The 15,422-nt window shown below is 67.8% G+C and carries 10 protein-coding genes; 2 read left to right on the top strand and 8 right to left on the bottom strand.

Annotation, left to right across the window (positions count from 1 at the left end; translation table 11 throughout):
• Positions 1–28: 28 nt before the first annotated feature.
• Entirely contained in the window at positions 29–673 is a 645-nt protein-coding gene (locus tag B0B01_RS00750) for a hypothetical protein (RefSeq protein ID WP_076646379.1), read from the top strand.
• 30 nt (positions 674–703) lie between these two features.
• Here B0B01_RS00750 and B0B01_RS00745 read toward each other — a convergent pair whose 3' ends face one another.
• Positions 704–2,392, bottom strand: a complete 1,689-nt coding sequence (locus B0B01_RS00745; RefSeq protein WP_076646377.1) for a class I SAM-dependent methyltransferase — start codon at positions 2,390–2,392, stop codon at positions 704–706.
• Between the two features lie 379 nt (positions 2,393–2,771).
• Between B0B01_RS00745 and B0B01_RS00740 the strand changes: the two genes are divergently transcribed.
• Positions 2,772–6,791, top strand: coding sequence for a non-ribosomal peptide synthetase (locus B0B01_RS00740; RefSeq protein ID WP_076646375.1), 4,020 nt, complete (start codon positions 2,772–2,774; stop codon positions 6,789–6,791).
• Positions 6,792–6,814: 23 nt separating this feature from the next.
• Here the strand turns inward: B0B01_RS00740 and B0B01_RS00735 are convergent, their stop codons facing one another.
• The 7 genes from B0B01_RS00735 to B0B01_RS00705 form a co-directional block, all read right to left on the bottom strand.
• The gene (locus B0B01_RS00735; protein ID WP_076646373.1) at positions 6,815–8,062 is read right to left on the bottom strand and encodes a threonine ammonia-lyase; all 1,248 of its coding nucleotides are present in this window, start codon (positions 8,060–8,062) and stop codon (positions 6,815–6,817) included.
• Between the two features lie 198 nt (positions 8,063–8,260).
• Positions 8,261–10,177: an ATP-dependent zinc metalloprotease FtsH gene (gene ftsH, locus B0B01_RS00730; protein ID WP_076646371.1), complete on the bottom strand. Its 1,917-nt coding sequence runs from the start codon at positions 10,175–10,177 to the stop codon at positions 8,261–8,263.
• 74 nt (positions 10,178–10,251) lie between these two features.
• Positions 10,252–11,487, bottom strand: coding sequence for a tRNA lysidine(34) synthetase TilS (gene tilS, locus B0B01_RS00725; RefSeq protein ID WP_076646369.1), 1,236 nt, complete (start codon positions 11,485–11,487; stop codon positions 10,252–10,254).
• Positions 11,484–12,353: a tetratricopeptide repeat protein gene (locus tag B0B01_RS00720; RefSeq protein WP_076646367.1), complete on the bottom strand. Its 870-nt coding sequence runs from the start codon at positions 12,351–12,353 to the stop codon at positions 11,484–11,486. The genes tilS and B0B01_RS00720 overlap by 4 nt, the downstream gene beginning before the upstream one ends.
• A 4-nt stretch (positions 12,354–12,357) precedes the next feature.
• A complete protein-coding gene (pal, locus tag B0B01_RS00715) occupies positions 12,358–12,879 on the bottom strand; it encodes a peptidoglycan-associated lipoprotein Pal (protein WP_076646365.1) in 522 nt (173 codons plus the stop codon).
• A 96-nt stretch (positions 12,880–12,975) separates the two neighbouring features.
• Positions 12,976–14,307, bottom strand: a complete 1,332-nt coding sequence (gene tolB / locus B0B01_RS00710; RefSeq protein ID WP_076646363.1) for a Tol-Pal system beta propeller repeat protein TolB — start codon at positions 14,305–14,307, stop codon at positions 12,976–12,978.
• Positions 14,304–15,422, bottom strand: coding sequence for a hypothetical protein (locus B0B01_RS00705; protein ID WP_076646361.1), 1,119 nt, complete (start codon positions 15,420–15,422; stop codon positions 14,304–14,306). The genes tolB and B0B01_RS00705 overlap by 4 nt, the downstream gene beginning before the upstream one ends.

The following is a 15,422-nucleotide window of genomic DNA, read 5'->3' as shown; positions in this document are numbered from 1 at the left end:
CAAACCAGATTGGAGATAGGAGCAGTACATGCCCTATAAACTCACCTTCCCCGATGCCGAAGCCGACTATCTGCGCCGCCGTTACGAAGACGCGCGGGTGATTCTGGAATATGGTTCGGGCGGCTCCACCTGGCTCGGGGCGCAGATGCCCGGCAAATATGTCATGAGCGTGGAAAGCGACCGCGACTGGGCGATCAATCTCCAGCAGGAGATCGACGCCGCCGCCCTGCCCTCGCCGGCCGTGGTCTGGCATATCGACATCGGCGCCACCGGCGCCTGGGGCCGGCCCGTCGATGACAGCGCCCACGAGCGGTATCACCGCTATCCGCTGGCGATCTGGGACCAGCCGTTCTTTCGCCACCCGGATCTGGTCCTGATCGACGGCCGCTTCCGCCCCGCCTGCCTCGCCACCGTCTGCCTGCGCGTGGAACGGCCGGTCACCGTGCTGTTCGACGATTATACCGACCGGCAGAAATATCACGTGGTCGAACGCTTCGCGAAGCCGGTCGAGACCGTGGGCCGCATGGCCGTGTTCGAGATCAAGCCCGACGACATCCCGAAATCCGCCATGACCATGGTGATCGGTCTGTTCGCGCAGGCAACGCTGGCCAGCCGCAAGACCGATTACCGCCTGCCCCCCGACGATTACGCGCGATTCCTCGAAAGCGGCTGAGCATCCCCGCCCGCCGTTTCCGGCAAGGACTCAGCGGCGCATGGCGTTCAGGACACTGCGCGCGGGGCGCGTGAGCTTCCAGGACGTGCTGTTGAGCAGCGCATCGCGATGGGCCTGCACCTCTTCCAGCTCCTGCTGCAGCCGGCGGATGTCTTCCTCATAGGCAAGCAGCGATCCGTTCTGCGCCGCCGCCTCCATCTCGCGCGTCTCGCTGGCGGCGGCAAGCGCCCGGTCCCGGTCCTCGAGCAGCCGCGTGAGCGCCGCGATCTCGTCGAAACGCTCGGCCAGCCGGGCCTCGAGCCCCGCCACCGCCTCCTGCCGCTCGGCCAGCGCCGCATCGCGCGAGGCCAGCGCCCTCGCGTGTTGCGCGCGTTCGGCGGTGAGCGACCCGGACAGCTTTTCGCGCTGCGCGGCCTCGGCCTCTTGCGCCTTCTTCGCCGCCGCCAGTTCCTTGTCGCGGGCGGCGATGGTCTTGACATGTTCCGCCTGCTCGGCCGTGAGGCGGGCAATCATCCGGTCGCGTTTCGCAATCTCTTCCTCGCGCGCCTTCTTCGCCGCACCGAGCGCCGCCGCGCGTTCCTGTTCCTTGGCCTCCAGCATCCGGGTCAGGGTGGCGATCTCGTCGAACCGGTCCGCCTTCTGCGCGTCAAGGCGCTCCAGCTCCTCGGCCTGGCCCTCGACCCTTTCCTGCTTTTCCGCCAGAACCGCATCGCGCGCGGCCACGGCTTCGGCATATTGGGTCCGCACCTCGGCCAGCTTGCGCCGCAGCACCTCCGCCTCGGTTTCGTCCTGTTCCTCGGTAACCTGCAGGTCAAAGAACCGCGCCTGCAGGGTCGCGATCTGCGCATTGCGGGAATCATACGCCTTGTTCAGCGTATCGAGCTTGTTCTGCACCGTTTCGCGGCGCTCCTCGGTCGCCTGCAGCGCCTTTTCCGCCGCCGCGATCCGCTTTTTCGCCTCGGCGGCCTTGCTGTCGGCGACCCGGCTTGCCCATTCGAAACGATGCGCCGCGCCCAGGCGGCCAAAGACATGGTGCACTTCGGAATAGCCGGTCATGCCAAAGCCGAGATCGGCGAGCTTCACCAGGCGCTCGTTGCGATCCTCGCCATAAAGCACCGCGGTCAGCCCCTCGCCGTCTTCCATGGTGATGGCGGGGCACGACCCGAGCAGCCGGGACAGGAATTTCCGCACATAACCGTCGGCAAAGCGCGTATTGGTGCCGTGCAGCAGCAGGATGCCGCGCGGCGAGAGCTTGCGCATCCAGTCATGGCTCAGACAGTCGAGCGCGCCCGCCTCCCCGAGGTCGACATCCACCAGCAGCAGGTCGATCGACCCGTCATCGAAACGCTGCGCCGCATGGGTCAGGTCGTCCGTATGCAGCCGCGAGAAATCGCCGTAGTTCTGGGCATTGTACCGCTCGACCGGCTCGGGCAATGCGCTGCCCGGCGAAATCCCGTGACAGCGGGCATCAAGATCAAGCTTGTCTATGGCCTGGCAGGCTGCAAAATACGAAACACCCGTGCCGAGTCCCAGCTCGACGAACTGCTTGGGGCGGGACGTCTCGATCAGCCAGAAGAGGAACGGCACGTGACACAGGAACGCCGAATCGTCGAGGTAACGCGCCCTCCAGAACAGCATCCGCGTGGACAGCGGCGTGACGATCTCCAGCGTGGGAGACCGGGGCTGCGACAGCGCGGAATGCGAAACCTCTCTGGTCATATGGCAAATGTCTTTCCAAGAAAAATTCAAGGCAGGCCTGGCGGAACTGATACGTGACCAGGATGCGGGGGCGCAAGCCTGACCTGCCCTGAACCGCGGGTTTCGGCTGGCGAACCGGCCGGATCATGTTGCCGGGCTGCCGGGGAACCCGCCTGGCGCCGGCTGTTGCGTTCCGGGTTCCAGGCACCGTCACCGGTCGCCGCGCGCGGCCCGTGCAATCGCCGGGAGAAGCCTTTTTTATTTTTCCCGCATAAGGTGGATTCGCTGGAGATTGTCTGATTATATCTGGTTTCACGCCTTGAGGTAACGAGTTTGTGAAATTTATGGCTGCGGCGCGCGCCGGGAAGTGGAGTCAAGTATGCACCCATCGGCAGCATCATTGAGGAAGGATGTCGGACTGCGCAGCGAAGAGACATCCGGCCCGGCGCCCCTGACGGCAGCCCAGGTCGGGCTCCTGATCGAAAGCGAACTGGCCGGCCGGCGTGCATTCAACATCCTGCAGGTCATCGTCCGCTTCGGGGACGAGCCGGTTGACGCGGCGCATCTGCGCGCGGACTGGCAGGCGCTTGCCGCCCGGCATGACGCCCTGCGGCTGCAGTTCCGCCTCGATGAAGCGAGCCCCTCGCAAAGCATCATCCCCGGTTTCACCGTCGATTTCGACACGATCCCGCTCGACGCGCCCGCCGACCGGCAGGAACAGGCGCTCGACGACTGGCTGGAGGCGGACCGCCGCAGGGGCGTGGATCTGGAGTGGGCACCGTGGCGGGTGCGTCTGATCCGGTTCGGCCAGGATCAGAACGTGATGGTCTGGACCTTTCATCACGCACAGCTTGACGGAAACGACATTCGCCTGCTGCTGCGCGAGTTGTTCATCATCCATGACGAGCTTGCGAACGGCCGCGAGCCGGCGCTGCCGCCGCTTGCTGACTCATTTCTTGCGTATTGTCGCACCATGGCCGGCGCCGATCACGGACCGGCGCGGGAATTCTTCCGCGAGCATCTCAGCGGATTCGATGCGCCGAACCGGCTCGCGGTGCCCTTCCGGACAGATGCGGACAGCGATTCCGATATCCGGCGGACGATCACGCGCCGGCTCTGCCGGGCGCAGGCCGATGCGCTGCGCGAAAGCGCCGCCGCCTTCGGCGTGACCACCGCAACGATGATTGCCGCCGCCTGGGGGCTGGTGATCGCGCGCTGTTCGGGGCGCGACGAGGCCGTGTTCGGAATAACCCGCTCCGGGCGCCGGAGTCTGTCCGGCACCGGGACAAGCGCCGGATGCCGGATCAACACGCTTCCCTGCCGCATACGGCTTTCGGGGCGCAGCATCGGGCAGGTCCTGGCCGAGTTGCGCGCCTATCTTCTGGCGACGCGCCCGTTCGAGCAGACACCCCATGCCGAAATCACCGCGGTCTGCGACGTGCCGCGCCCGCAGGCGCTTTACGACAGCATCCTGATGTTCGACCGCGACTCGGTCGGGGCGCATATGCGCGCGCTCGGGCCGCAGTTCGCGCATCGCGAGGTCGAGGAGCGCAGCCAGATGGCAACGGCGCTCATGCTCGCGGCCTATGACGACCCCGAACTGCTGCTGCGGCTGGAATACGATCCGGGACAATATCCGGATGCGAGCGCCGAGCGGCTGTTCACCTATCTGATCAATCTTTTGCAGGCGATGGCCGATCCGGCGCTCGATGATCAGGCACCGCTTGCCGCGCTTTCGATGCTGCCGCCGGAAGAACAGGCGCGGCTGATCGCGCTGGGAACGCCCGAGCGCCCGCTGGAACTTGCCGCGGATGCGCTTTCGCTGATCGACCGTTTCGAGCAGGTCGCGCAGCGGGAGCAGAACCGGATCGCGCTCCAACAGGTGGGGGAGGCCGCCGCGCTGACCTACGCAGGGCTCGACGCACGCGCCAACGCCATCGCCGCGCATCTGCGTGCCCGGTCAGTCCGCCCGGGCGATATCGTCGGGCTCGCCCTGCCGCGAAGCGTGGACTACATCGCCGCGCTTCTCGGCGTGATGAAGGCCGAGGCGACCTTCATGCCGCTCGACCCGAGCTATCCGCAGTCGGCGCTTCAGGACATGATCGACCGCTCGGGCGCGGTCCACCTGCTGACAAGCGCCCCGGTGCTCGAGACGCTGCATCCGCAGACCATTGCCGTGACGCTGGTCGAATCGCTCGCCGGCCGCACGCAGGACACCGCCCCCGAACGCGGCCCCGCCGCGCCGGAGCGGCCCGCCTATGTGATTTTCACCTCGGGCTCCACCGGCCAGCCCAAGGGGGTCGTGATTCCGAACCGGGCGATCGCGCATCAGGTCCGGGCGATCTCGGACGCCTATGCCATTGCGCCGGGCGACCGGGTGCTGCAGTTCACCAGCCTGAACTTCGACATCTCCATCGAGGAAATCCTGCCGACGCTGGTGTCCGGCGCGACCCTGGTGCTGCGCAGCCTGGAAATGGCGCAATCCGCCGAAGCCTTCCTCGCCGGGCTGCGCGACCATGCCATCAGCGTGGTCAATCTTCCGACCGCCTTCTGGCACATGCTCTGTGCCCATGTGGATGAACTTGCCGCGCCGCCCGACCTTGCCGCCCACCTGCGGCTGCTGATCGTCGGCGGCGAGCGTCCCTCCCCCTCCGCGGTCAGGCGCTGGTGCGCCGCCTATCCCGCGATCCGCTGCCTGAACGGTTACGGCCCGACCGAGACTACGATCACCGCGACGCTGCATGACATGACGGATGCGCCCCTCGACGGGACCGACATCCCGATCGGGCGCCCCATCGCCGCGGCGCGCCTTCATGTGATGCTGCCCGACGGATCGCTTGCGCCCGAGGGCGTGGGCGGTGAACTCTGGATCGGCGGTGCGCTGGTCGGCCTTGGCTATCTCGACCGCCCGGATCTCACGGCGCCGGTCTTCGTACCCGATCCGCTGGACGGATCCGCGCTCTGCTATCGCAGCGGCGACCGCGTGACCTGGCGCGGGGACGGATTTCTGGCCTATCACGGCCGCATCGACCGGCAGGTCAAGCTGCGCGGCTACCGGATCGAACTCGGCGCGGTGGAATCGGCCCTCGAACGCGAGGCGGAGGTGCGCTCTGCCGTCGTCAGCGTCGACCGGCCGCACGGCGCCGATGCCCGCCTTCTGGCCTGGATCACGCTGCGCGAACCGGCTCCCGATTTCGATGCGGGCGCCCTTGCGGACCGCCTGCACGAGGCCCTGCCCGCACAGATGGTGCCGCAGATCGTCGTGGTCGAAGAATTCCCCCAGACACCGGGCGGCAAGGTCGATATTGCCCGCCTGCCCCGCCCCGAGGTCGCCAGCCGCGGTGCAGACCTGCCGGCGGATGCGGACACCGCCCGGATCCAGGCGATCCTGGCGCGGCTGCTCGGCACCGATTCGGTGGGGCCGGATCAGTCCTTTTTCGACATCGGCGGCAATTCCCTGCTCTCGGTGCGCCTGATGACCCTGATCGAGCGCGAATTCGGGCGCCGGCTCAGCCTCGCCGCGCTCTACAAGAGTCCGACCGCGCGGCAGATCGCGGCCGGCTTGCAGAAGCAGGCCGGAAAGGATCCCGATTGTGTCATCCCCATTCAGCCGCAAGGCCACCTGCCGCCGATCTATGGCGTGCATGTGCTGGGCAGCAACGGTTCCTTCTTCCGGCCGCTCGCGGCCCGGCTCGGGCCGGACCAGCCGGTGCTCGGCCTTACCGTCGGCGTCGTGGATGAACGGACCCCGGTGAGCGTGCCCGAGGTGGCGGCGCTCTATCGTCGCGCCATCGACCGCCATCAGCCCGAAGGCCCGCTTTCACTGGTGGCCGTATCGCTCGGGAGCTACATCGCCTTTGAACTGGCCCGGCAGTTGCGGGAAGCGGGGCGCGATGTGCGGATGGTGGCGCTTCTGGATATCGAGGGCCCGATGGGTCGGCCCCGGCTTCCCCTGCTGCGCCGCTGCCTTGCGCATATGCTTTATCTGCACAAAGCCGGTCTTAGCCACCTGCGGGCGATCATTCTGGCCAAACGGGACGATTTTCATCACCATCTTGCTGTGGAACGGCGGCGCGGCAACGGCGGCGCCGCGCCCCAAGCTCCAACGCAAGCCTCGATCGGCGATTTCGTCGCCGCGAATGAACTGGCTGCGCGCAACTACAGGCCGGCCCCCTACCCGGGACGGCTGACCATCATCCGGGCGACCGAAAACGTCTCGGACAGCCCCGAGGCGATCGAGACCGGGCTTGGCTGGAGCGCCGTTGCACAGGGCGGCTTCGACCTCCACGACGTGCAGGGCGGGCATCTCACGATGCTCGAGGAACCCTTTGTCGGGGAACTTGCGCGGCTTTTGCGCTGCACGCTCGAGGCCCGGGCCGGTGGTGCTGATGCTGGTGCCGACACCGGGGTGGCCCGCTAGCGTATCGAGGGCCCGCCCTTGGTTCAGCCCAGAACGTCCTTTGCGAAATCCTGCGGCCGGATCCGGCGCACGGTGAATCCCGCGTCCAGCAGGGCGGTTTCGATCGCGCGCACGTGATCGCCGCCCCGGGTCTCGATGGTCAGGTCGATCGACACCCCCTTCGCCGGCAGGTCGAGGAACTGGCGGCTGTGGCGGACCTCGAGGATATTCGCCCCCTCGGAGCCGATCAGGCTGGCGATCCGGCCAAGCAGCCCGGGGTAGTCATTGCTGGTCAGACGCAGCGACACGATGCGGTCGGCGCGTTCGAGATCGCGCATCATCACCGCGGCAAGAAGGCGCGTGTCGATATTGCCCCCCGACAGCACAAGCCCTACCCGGCGCCCGGCAAAACGCTTCGGATCCGTCAGCATGGCGGCCAATGAGACCGCCCCCGCCCCTTCGGCCATGGTGTGATGCAGCCCGGCATAAAGGCTCACCGCATGTTCGATCAGATCCTCGCTGACCGGGATCACGTCGCTGACGAGTTCACGAATGACCGGCAGGGTCAGTTCGCCGACCGTCTTGACCGCGATCCCCTCGGCAAGCGTCGGCCCGCCCACCGGGCGATCCTCGCCGTTCAGCGCATTGAGAAAGGCGGGAAACATCTCGGTCTCGGCCCCGATCATCTCGATCCCGGGGCGCAGGTTCCGGGCGGCGATGGCATTCGCCGCCATCAGTCCTCCGCCCCCAAGCGGGATGATGATGACGTCGAGGTCCGGCGCGTCCTCCAGCATCTCGAGCGCCACGGTCCCCTGTCCGGCCATGATCGCCGGATCGTCATAAGGGTGGATCAGGACCAGATCCTGCGCCTCGGCGATCTCGCGGGCGCGAAAGCCGCTCTCGTGAAGCGTCTCGCCGTAAAGGACGATCTTCGCCCCCTGGGCGCGGGTGTTCTCGACCTTCACCAGCGGCGTGGTCTCGGGCATGACGATGGTGGCGGGGATGCCGAAGCGGCGGGCGTGATAGGCGACGGCCTGGGCATGGTTCCCGGCCGACATGGCGATCACGCCGCGCGCGCGCTCGTCGTCCGAAAGCTGCAGCAGCTTGTTCGCGGCGCCGCGTTCCTTGAACGAGGCGGTCGCGTGCATGTTCTCGTGCTTGACCAGAACTTCGGTGCCCAGAAGCTCCGAAAGCCGGGGCGACAGGATGAGCGGCGTCCGCAGCACATGGCCCCTGATCCGCTCGCGCGCTGCATCAATGTCTGCCGGACCGACAGCGAATGATCCGCTCATGGGCTGGCCCCCTCCCTCATATCCTGACAATCATCCATGCCGCACATCCCGTGCCGCACCGGCATCCACCGGCCGGCGCAGGTGCCACCGCAGGACTCGTGCGCCGGCCGGTCGGGGAAACAGTCCCGCCGGGCGCCCCCTTCTGTCAAGCGGCTGCGTGAATATACCGCAGGCCGCACCGGGGTGTCGGGGATGCGGTCAGGCCGAGGGCTCGGGCTCCATCTCGCCCCCTTCGGGCGGTGTGCGGCGCGGGCGGGTCTTGGGGATGACGGTGACGCTCGGCTTGCTTTCCACCTCGCCGTCGCCATCGTCGGAACCGGATGTCGGGGGTTCGCCCCGCATGACCCGCTCGATCTGGTCGCCGGTCAGGGTCTCGTATTCCAGCAGGCCCTGGGCCAGCCGTTCCCATTCCTCGCGGCGCTCGGTCAGGATGTCGTGGGCGCGCTCATAGGCCTCATGGATGAAGCGGCGCACCTCGCTTTCGATCAGCTCCTTGGTGGCGGCCGAAACCGACAGGCCGGGCGTCTGGCCGGAATAGCCCTCATGCGCCTCGGCGTAGTCGATATTGCCCACCTTGTCCGACATGCCCCAGCGAAGCACCATGGCGCGGGCAAGGGCGCTGGCCTGCTGAATGTCGCCGGCCGGCCCGTTCGAGACGTTGTCCTCGCCGTAGCGGATGATCTCGGCCGCCTTGCCGGCCATGGTCATGGCGAGCTTCTGTTCGCATTCGCTCTTGTGCCAGTTCAGCCGGTCGATCTCGGGCAGGCTCACCACCATGCCGAGCGCGCCGCCGCGGGGGATGATCGTCGCCTTGTAGACCGGATCGCATTCGGGCAGGGCCATGCCCACGACCGCATGTCCGGCCTCGTGATAGGCGGTCTTTTCCTTCTGCGCCGGGGTCAGCACCATCGAGCGGCGCTCGGCCCCCATCATCACCTTGTCCTTGGCGTTCTCGAAATCCTCCATGGTGACAAAGCGCCGCCCGACGCGCGCGGCCATCAGCGCCGCCTCGTTCACGAGGTTGGCCAGATCGGCCCCGGAAAAACCGGGCGTGCCGCGGGCGATGATGCGCAGATCCACATCGGGGCCGAGGGGCGTCTTGCGCGCATGCACACCGAGGATCTTTTCGCGGCCCTTGATGTCGGGATTGCCGACCGTCACCTGCCGGTCGAAACGGCCGGGGCGCAGCAGCGCAGGGTCGAGCACGTCCTTGCGGTTGGTCGCGGCAAGGATGATGACACCCTCATTGGCCTCGAAGCCATCCATCTCGACCAGAAGCTGGTTCAGGGTCTGTTCGCGCTCGTCGTTGCCGCCGCCATAGCCGGCGCCGCGATGGCGCCCGACGGCGTCGATCTCGTCGATGAAGACGATGCAGGGCGCGTTCTTCTTGGCCTGTTCGAACATGTCGCGCACGCGGCTCGCGCCGACGCCGACGAACATCTCGACGAAGTCGGACCCCGAAATGGTGAAGAACGGCACGCCCGCCTCGCCGGCGATGGCGCGCGCGAGCAGCGTCTTGCCGGTGCCCGGCGGGCCGACCAGCAGCGCGCCTTTCGGAATCTTGCCGCCGAGACGGCTGAATTTCTGCGGGTTGCGCAGGAATTCCACGATCTCTTCCAGTTCTTCCTTGGCCTCGTCGATCCCGGCCACGTCATCGAAGGTGACGCGCCCGTGTTTTTCGGTCAGCATCTTGGCCTTGGACTTGCCGAAACCCATGGCACCGCCCTTGCCGCCCCCCTGCATGCGGTTCATGAAATAGATCCAGACCCCGATCAGAAGCAGGAAGGGCAGCAGCGTGATCAGGAACGACTGGAACCCCGACTGCTGCTGTTTCTCGGCCCGCACCGCGACGTTCTTGTCGATCAGGTAATTGGTGACGTCGGCATCCTGCGGCTTGATGGTGACGTAATCCCTGCCGTCGCTGCCACGATAGCGGATCTGTTCGCCGTCGATGGTCGCCTGGTTCACTTCGCCCTTTTCCACCGACTGGACGAAATCGGAATAGGCGATCTCCCGGCTCTGCAAGGTGCTGCCGGAGCCGCTGAACAGGTTGAACAGGGCCAGAACCAGCAGGAACAGGACCACCCAGAAGGCAATGTTTCGTGCGTTACCCAAGAAAGCTCTCCAGAGAAAAGGGGCGCGACCGATGGCCGACCGGTGGTTCTAAGATAGATATGATTGCGGGTGGTTCAATGCGATAAAAGCGACGCGAAAAAACCCGCAAGCCCGCCGGCGCGCTCTGCCTGCCAGTCTCCGCCGGGTTCTGCAAGTGGCGCGGCGACAAGCCGCCCGCCCCGCCAGACCGCCGGGCCGGCCAGAAGCGCCGCCCTCGGCCGCCCCGAGGCACGCCAGTCTGCAATCTGCGCAAGCCCCGCAGGCCCGAGCGCGCCCGCAACCAGCCCCGGTCCCGCGGCCGGCCCGCGCAGGCGCCAGCGCCCGTCCCAGAGGTCGGAAACCGGGCTGCGCAGATCGCGCACGGCGCCATGTTCGCGGGTGATTCGGACAGCCTCCCCGTCCGGCAGGATCCGGCAGCCGCCAAGCGTGCCCTCGGGCGAGCGCAGGAGCGCAAGCAGCGGCGCGCGCCGGGGCGGATTAGTGGCATCGCCGACCCAGCAGATCGCCCCGGCCATCAGGCGGCGCGCGATCTCGGCCGGAAGCGCGTGAAAGGCTTCGCGCGGCAACAGGATATCGCCGCCGTCGAGTGTCGCGATCTCGCGCGCCGCCGCCTCGGTCTGCCGTTCGAGCGCCTCGCGCGCTTCTCTCATCTGGGCGGCAACCCGCGCAAGGCCGGGCGCCGTGATGCCGAGCGGTGCGAGTTCCGCAAGCACCCGGCGCGCGCGCACCCGCGCGAATGTGGCGTCCTCGTTCCCCGGATCCTCGGCCCAGGGCAGGCCGTTGTCGCGCAGCACGCCGCGCAGCGCCGCCCGCGTCACGCCGAGCAGCGGGCGCAACAGCGTGATCCCGCCCAGATTCCGACGCGGCGCCATGGCCGAAAGCCCGTCCACCCCCGATTCGCGCGCAAGGCGCATCAGCAGCGTTTCGGCCTGATCGTCGGCGGTGTGGGCGGTGGCCAGGGTCGCGATGCCCTGCCCGTGCGCCCAGTCCCGCATCAACCCGTAACGCGCGCGCCGCGCGGCATCCTGCAGGTTGCCCTGCCCGTCCCATCCGCTCCAGCGCAGCACGTCGTGGCGAACGCCCGCTGCCCGCGCCAGTTCAGCGACCATGGCGGCCTCCCGCGCCGAACCCTTCCGCAGCCCGTGATCGACCGTCACGGCGCGGAAGGTTGCGGGCGGAAAGGCCCGGCAGCAGAGATGCAGAAGCGCAACCGAATCACCCCCGCCGGAAACCGCGATGGCAAAGCGGGGCGGCTGCGGCCCGAAGGCCGCCCGCAGCGTTGCGATCAGGTCCGGTTCGGGACCGCTCAAGAACAGCCGAGGCGGGTGCGCTCCTCGCGGGCGCGCGAGACCTGCGATGAATCGGGAAAGCGCGATTCGACCTCGCCCAGGGTCACGCAGGCCTGGCTCTGCTGGCCGAGTTCGCCAAGCGCCCCGCCAAGCTCCACGAGCGCCTCGGCCGCGAGCGGCCCGTCGCTGTCCGCGGTGAAGGCCGCAAGATAGGCGCGCGCCGTCTCGCGCGTATCGCCAAGCTTTGCCAGCGCCTTGCCGCGAAGCAGATTGGCCCGGGCGGCCAGCGGGCTGCCCGGATAGGTTTCGTTGAACCTGGCCAGAAGTTCGGCGGCCTTCTCGGGGTCGTCCCCGTCCATCGCTTCCTCGGCGGTGCGGAAATCGGCCTCCTCGCTGACCGCGAGTTCGTCGCCCTCGGGCGTGGCGACACCGGAGCCGCCACCCCCGCCCGACGGCGCAGGCGCAGCGGCCGGCAGGTCGCCGCTGTCACCGCCGAGCGTACTGGTCTCGGCGAGCTTGCTCACGTCGCCGCCCTCGAGCTCGACCAAGCGGAATTCAAGGTCGCCGATGCGGTTGGTGCCGTCCTTCACCACCGACTGAATGCGCATCTGCAGCTTTTCCGTCAGCGAGGTGAGGCGCCGCAGTTCGGATTCCATCGAGGCCACGCGGTCGAGCACACCGCTGCCCTCGAGATTCATGGTCGGCGCGCCGCTGGTGGACAGCTCCCGCTTCAGGCGCTGGATCTCGACATTCAGCACGGTGAGTTCCTGACGGATGTCCGCCAGGGTCTCGGCCTTGTCCTGCGCCGGTGCCGCTGCCGGCACCGCCACCAGTCCGAACGCCGCCACCACCCCGGCGACGAGGAACGACCTTGTTGGCCCCGCCATGGCGTTAGCTCGAAAGCCCGCCAGCCAGAACCGTCACCGCGCGGCGGTTCTTGGCATAGCAGGATTCAGTGCTGCAGACCTCGATCGGGCGTTCCTTGCCATAGCTGACGGTCTTGAGCCGGCCGGCCTGCACCCCGTTGGTGACAAGGTATTCACGTGCGGCATTGGCGCGGCGCGCCCCGAGCGCAAGGTTGTATTCGCGCGTGCCCTTCTCGTCGGCATGGCCTTCGATCACGGCGGTATAGTCGGGGTTGGCGTTCAGCCAGCGCACCTGCCCGTCGAGCGTCGCGCGGGCCTCGGGCGAAAGCGTGGACTGGTCATAGCCAAACAGCACGCGATCCCCCACCGACTGCTGGAAGAAGGCCGGCGATTTCGGGTCCGAAGCGGAACCGGTGCCCGCGCCATAGGCGCCGGTGCCCATTCCGTCGCCGCCGCCGCCCATTCCGTCGCCGAGCTTTGCGGGGTTGTTGCATGCGGCCAGCCCAAGCAATGCCGCCGCCATGATCCATTTGCCGAGATGACGCATGTGTGATGCCCTATCAAGCGTTAACAATCTGTAGTTCCCTAGCACATGAGCCCCGGTTTGTGAACGTGTTCCGGGGCATCCGCGCTCAGTCCTCGCTCAGTCCTGAAGCGGCGACCAGGCCGGATCCGAGGCCCCTTCGGGGGTGCGCACCTTGCGCAGGTTGCGCCCCGATATGTCCACCGAGTAAAGCGCCGCGTGACCGTCCGCACCCTGGGTTTCGCGGGTGAACATGATCACCCGCCCGTTCGGCGCCCAGGTCGGCCCCTCGTCGAGGAACGAGGCCGTGAGCAGGCGTTCCTCGCTGCCGTCGGTGCGCATCACGCCGATGTGAAAGCGCCCCTTGTTCTGCTTGGTGAAGGCGATGAGGTCGCCCCGCGGCGACCAGACCGGCGTGCCGTAGCGCCCCTGTCCGGTGCTGATCCGCCTTGCCTCGCCACCGCCGGCCGCCATGACGTAAAGCTGCGGCGTGCCGGAGCGGTCGCTTTCGAACACGATCTGCGATCCATCCGGCGAATAGCTCGGCGCGGTCTCGATCGAGGGCGCGTCGGTCAGTTGCGTCTTGGTGCCGCTGTCGAGATCCAGCCGGTAGATGTCGGTGTTCCCCCCGCGTTCGAGCGAGAACACCACGCTGCGCCCGTCCGGGGCATAGCGCGGGGCAAAGGTCATCGACCCCTCGTTCTGTTCGAGGCTGCGATGCTGCACCGCATTCACGTCGAGCACATGGATGCGCGGGAAATCGGTCTCGTAGCTCGTGTAAAGCACCCGCTCGCCGGTCGGCGAGAACCGCGGCGCAAGCACCAGCTTGTCGCTGTCGGTCAGGTATTTCACGTTCTCGCCGTCGTAATCCATGATCGCGAGCCGCTTGCGCCGCTGGTCCTTCGGCCCCGATTCCGAGACGAACACCACGCGGCTGTCGAAATAGCCGCCCTCGCCGGTGATGCGGCTGTAGACCTGATCGGCCACCTTGTGGCCCATGCGGCGCCAGCCGTCGAGCGTGCCCTCGAACTGCAGCCCGGAACCAAGCTCCGCCCCCGAGAACACGTCATAGGCGCGGAATCGCACGGTGATGTTCTGTCCCGAGACCGAAACCGCGCCGGTGATCAGCGCCTGGGCGTTGATCGCCTTCCAGTCGGCATACTGGATCGGGGCGTTGAAATCGCGCACCGTGCCGACATGGGCGCTGGCCGGGATTTCGCGGAACAGGCCGGTGCCCGTCAGGTCCGATGCCACCACCCGCGCGATATCCTGCGCCGCCTGCGCCGCCTGCGGCGTATCGGGGACGAAATCGGGAATGGCAAAGGGCAGCGGCTCGATCACGCCCTCGGTGATCTCGATACGCAGCGGGCCGTCCTGGGCAAGCAGGGGCGTGGCAAGAGGTGCGGCCAGCATGGTCGCGCCAAGCAGGAGGCTCAACAGAGATCTCGTCATTTGATCCGCATCCTTTCGGGGTTGAAGGTCATTTCGATGTCTCGCCAGTGGTCGTATTTTTCCGCCGGCAGGTCGAAGCCCGATGCGCCGCAGCGGATGATCGCGCGCCGCGCGGCGCCGAAGGCATCCTGCGCCGAGGACGAACTGCCGCCCGAATGCGACAGCAGGCGGATCGAGCCGGCATCCGGCGTGCCGTCGCGATTGAGGTTCACGCCGACCACGACGGTCGTGGCCAGCGCGTCGGTCGAAAGCGATCCGACGTTCCAGCAGGCCGAGACCGCAACGCGCAGCCCCTCCTTTTCGCCGCCGGTCAGCGGCGGCCCGGATGGTGCGGACTGACCCGGGGAACTGCCGGAACCGGCATCATTCATCGCCTCGGCAAGCGCATCATTGATCGCGCCGGAGGACCGGTCTGACTCGGGCTCGGGCTCCGGTTCGGGCTCGGGGGTAGCGGGGCGCGGCTCTTCGGGGGTCTCGCGCTCGGGCACCGGCTGTTCGGCAACGCGCGGCGGCTCCGGCCGGCGCGAGGGCGGGCGCAGGGATTGTTCCGGCGCACGGCTCGGCGGTTCGGTGGTTTCCGGCACGATCCGGTCCGATGCCTCTTCGGGCGCGGTCTGCTCCTGCGCCTCGGCCTCGGTTTCGCCGCCGTCCTCGGGGCTTACCTCGTCGCGGGTCTCCTGATCGGTGAGGGCATCGGGCGGCGGCGGCGCGACCGGGGTCGGCGCGACGCGGTCGGCCGGGCGCGGATTGGGGCGCGGGCTGATCGGATCGGGGAGCGCGGTGCTCGCCTCGGGCGGTTCGGGCGCGGGTGGTGCCTCGCTTTCCTCGGCTTCGGCCGGCGCTTCGGGCGCGGCCTCGGGGCGTGCGGGGGGCTGTTCCTCGGGCGGTTCGCTCGCTTCGGGCTCCTCCGGCGCGGCGGGCGCGTCCTCGGCCTCGTCCGGTGCATCGGCCGGCGATTCCGGGCGCGGCGCGGTCAGGGCCGCATATTCCTCTTCCGAGAACAGCGACACCTCGGCCACCTCAAAGGGTTTCGGCCGCGACGGCAATCCCCCGAACAGCAGCCAGGCGATCAGCGCCGCATGGGCAATACCCGAAATCTTGGTGCCGGTCTGCAA

The sequence above is a fragment of the Pontibaca methylaminivorans genome (assembly GCF_900156525.1).
GTDB classification, from domain to species: Bacteria; Pseudomonadota; Alphaproteobacteria; order Rhodobacterales; family Rhodobacteraceae; genus Pontibaca; species Pontibaca methylaminivorans.
This window is presented reverse-complemented; position numbering and strand designations above follow the sequence as displayed.

Coding starts and splice junctions, on each gene's coding strand:
- B0B01_RS00750 (WP_076646379.1), top strand. CDS start 29: ATGCCCTATAAACTCACCTTCCCCGATGCCGAAGCCGACTATCTGCGC.
- B0B01_RS00745 (WP_076646377.1), bottom strand. CDS start 2,392: ATGACCAGAGAGGTTTCGCATTCCGCGCTGTCGCAGCCCCGGTCTCCC.
- B0B01_RS00735 (WP_076646373.1), bottom strand. CDS start 8,062: ATGAGCGGATCATTCGCTGTCGGTCCGGCAGACATTGATGCAGCGCGC.
- B0B01_RS00720 (WP_076646367.1), bottom strand. CDS start 12,353: ATGGCGGGGCCAACAAGGTCGTTCCTCGTCGCCGGGGTGGTGGCGGCG.
- pal (WP_076646365.1), bottom strand. CDS start 12,879: ATGCGTCATCTCGGCAAATGGATCATGGCGGCGGCATTGCTTGGGCTG.
- tolB (WP_076646363.1), bottom strand. CDS start 14,307: ATGACGAGATCTCTGTTGAGCCTCCTGCTTGGCGCGACCATGCTGGCC.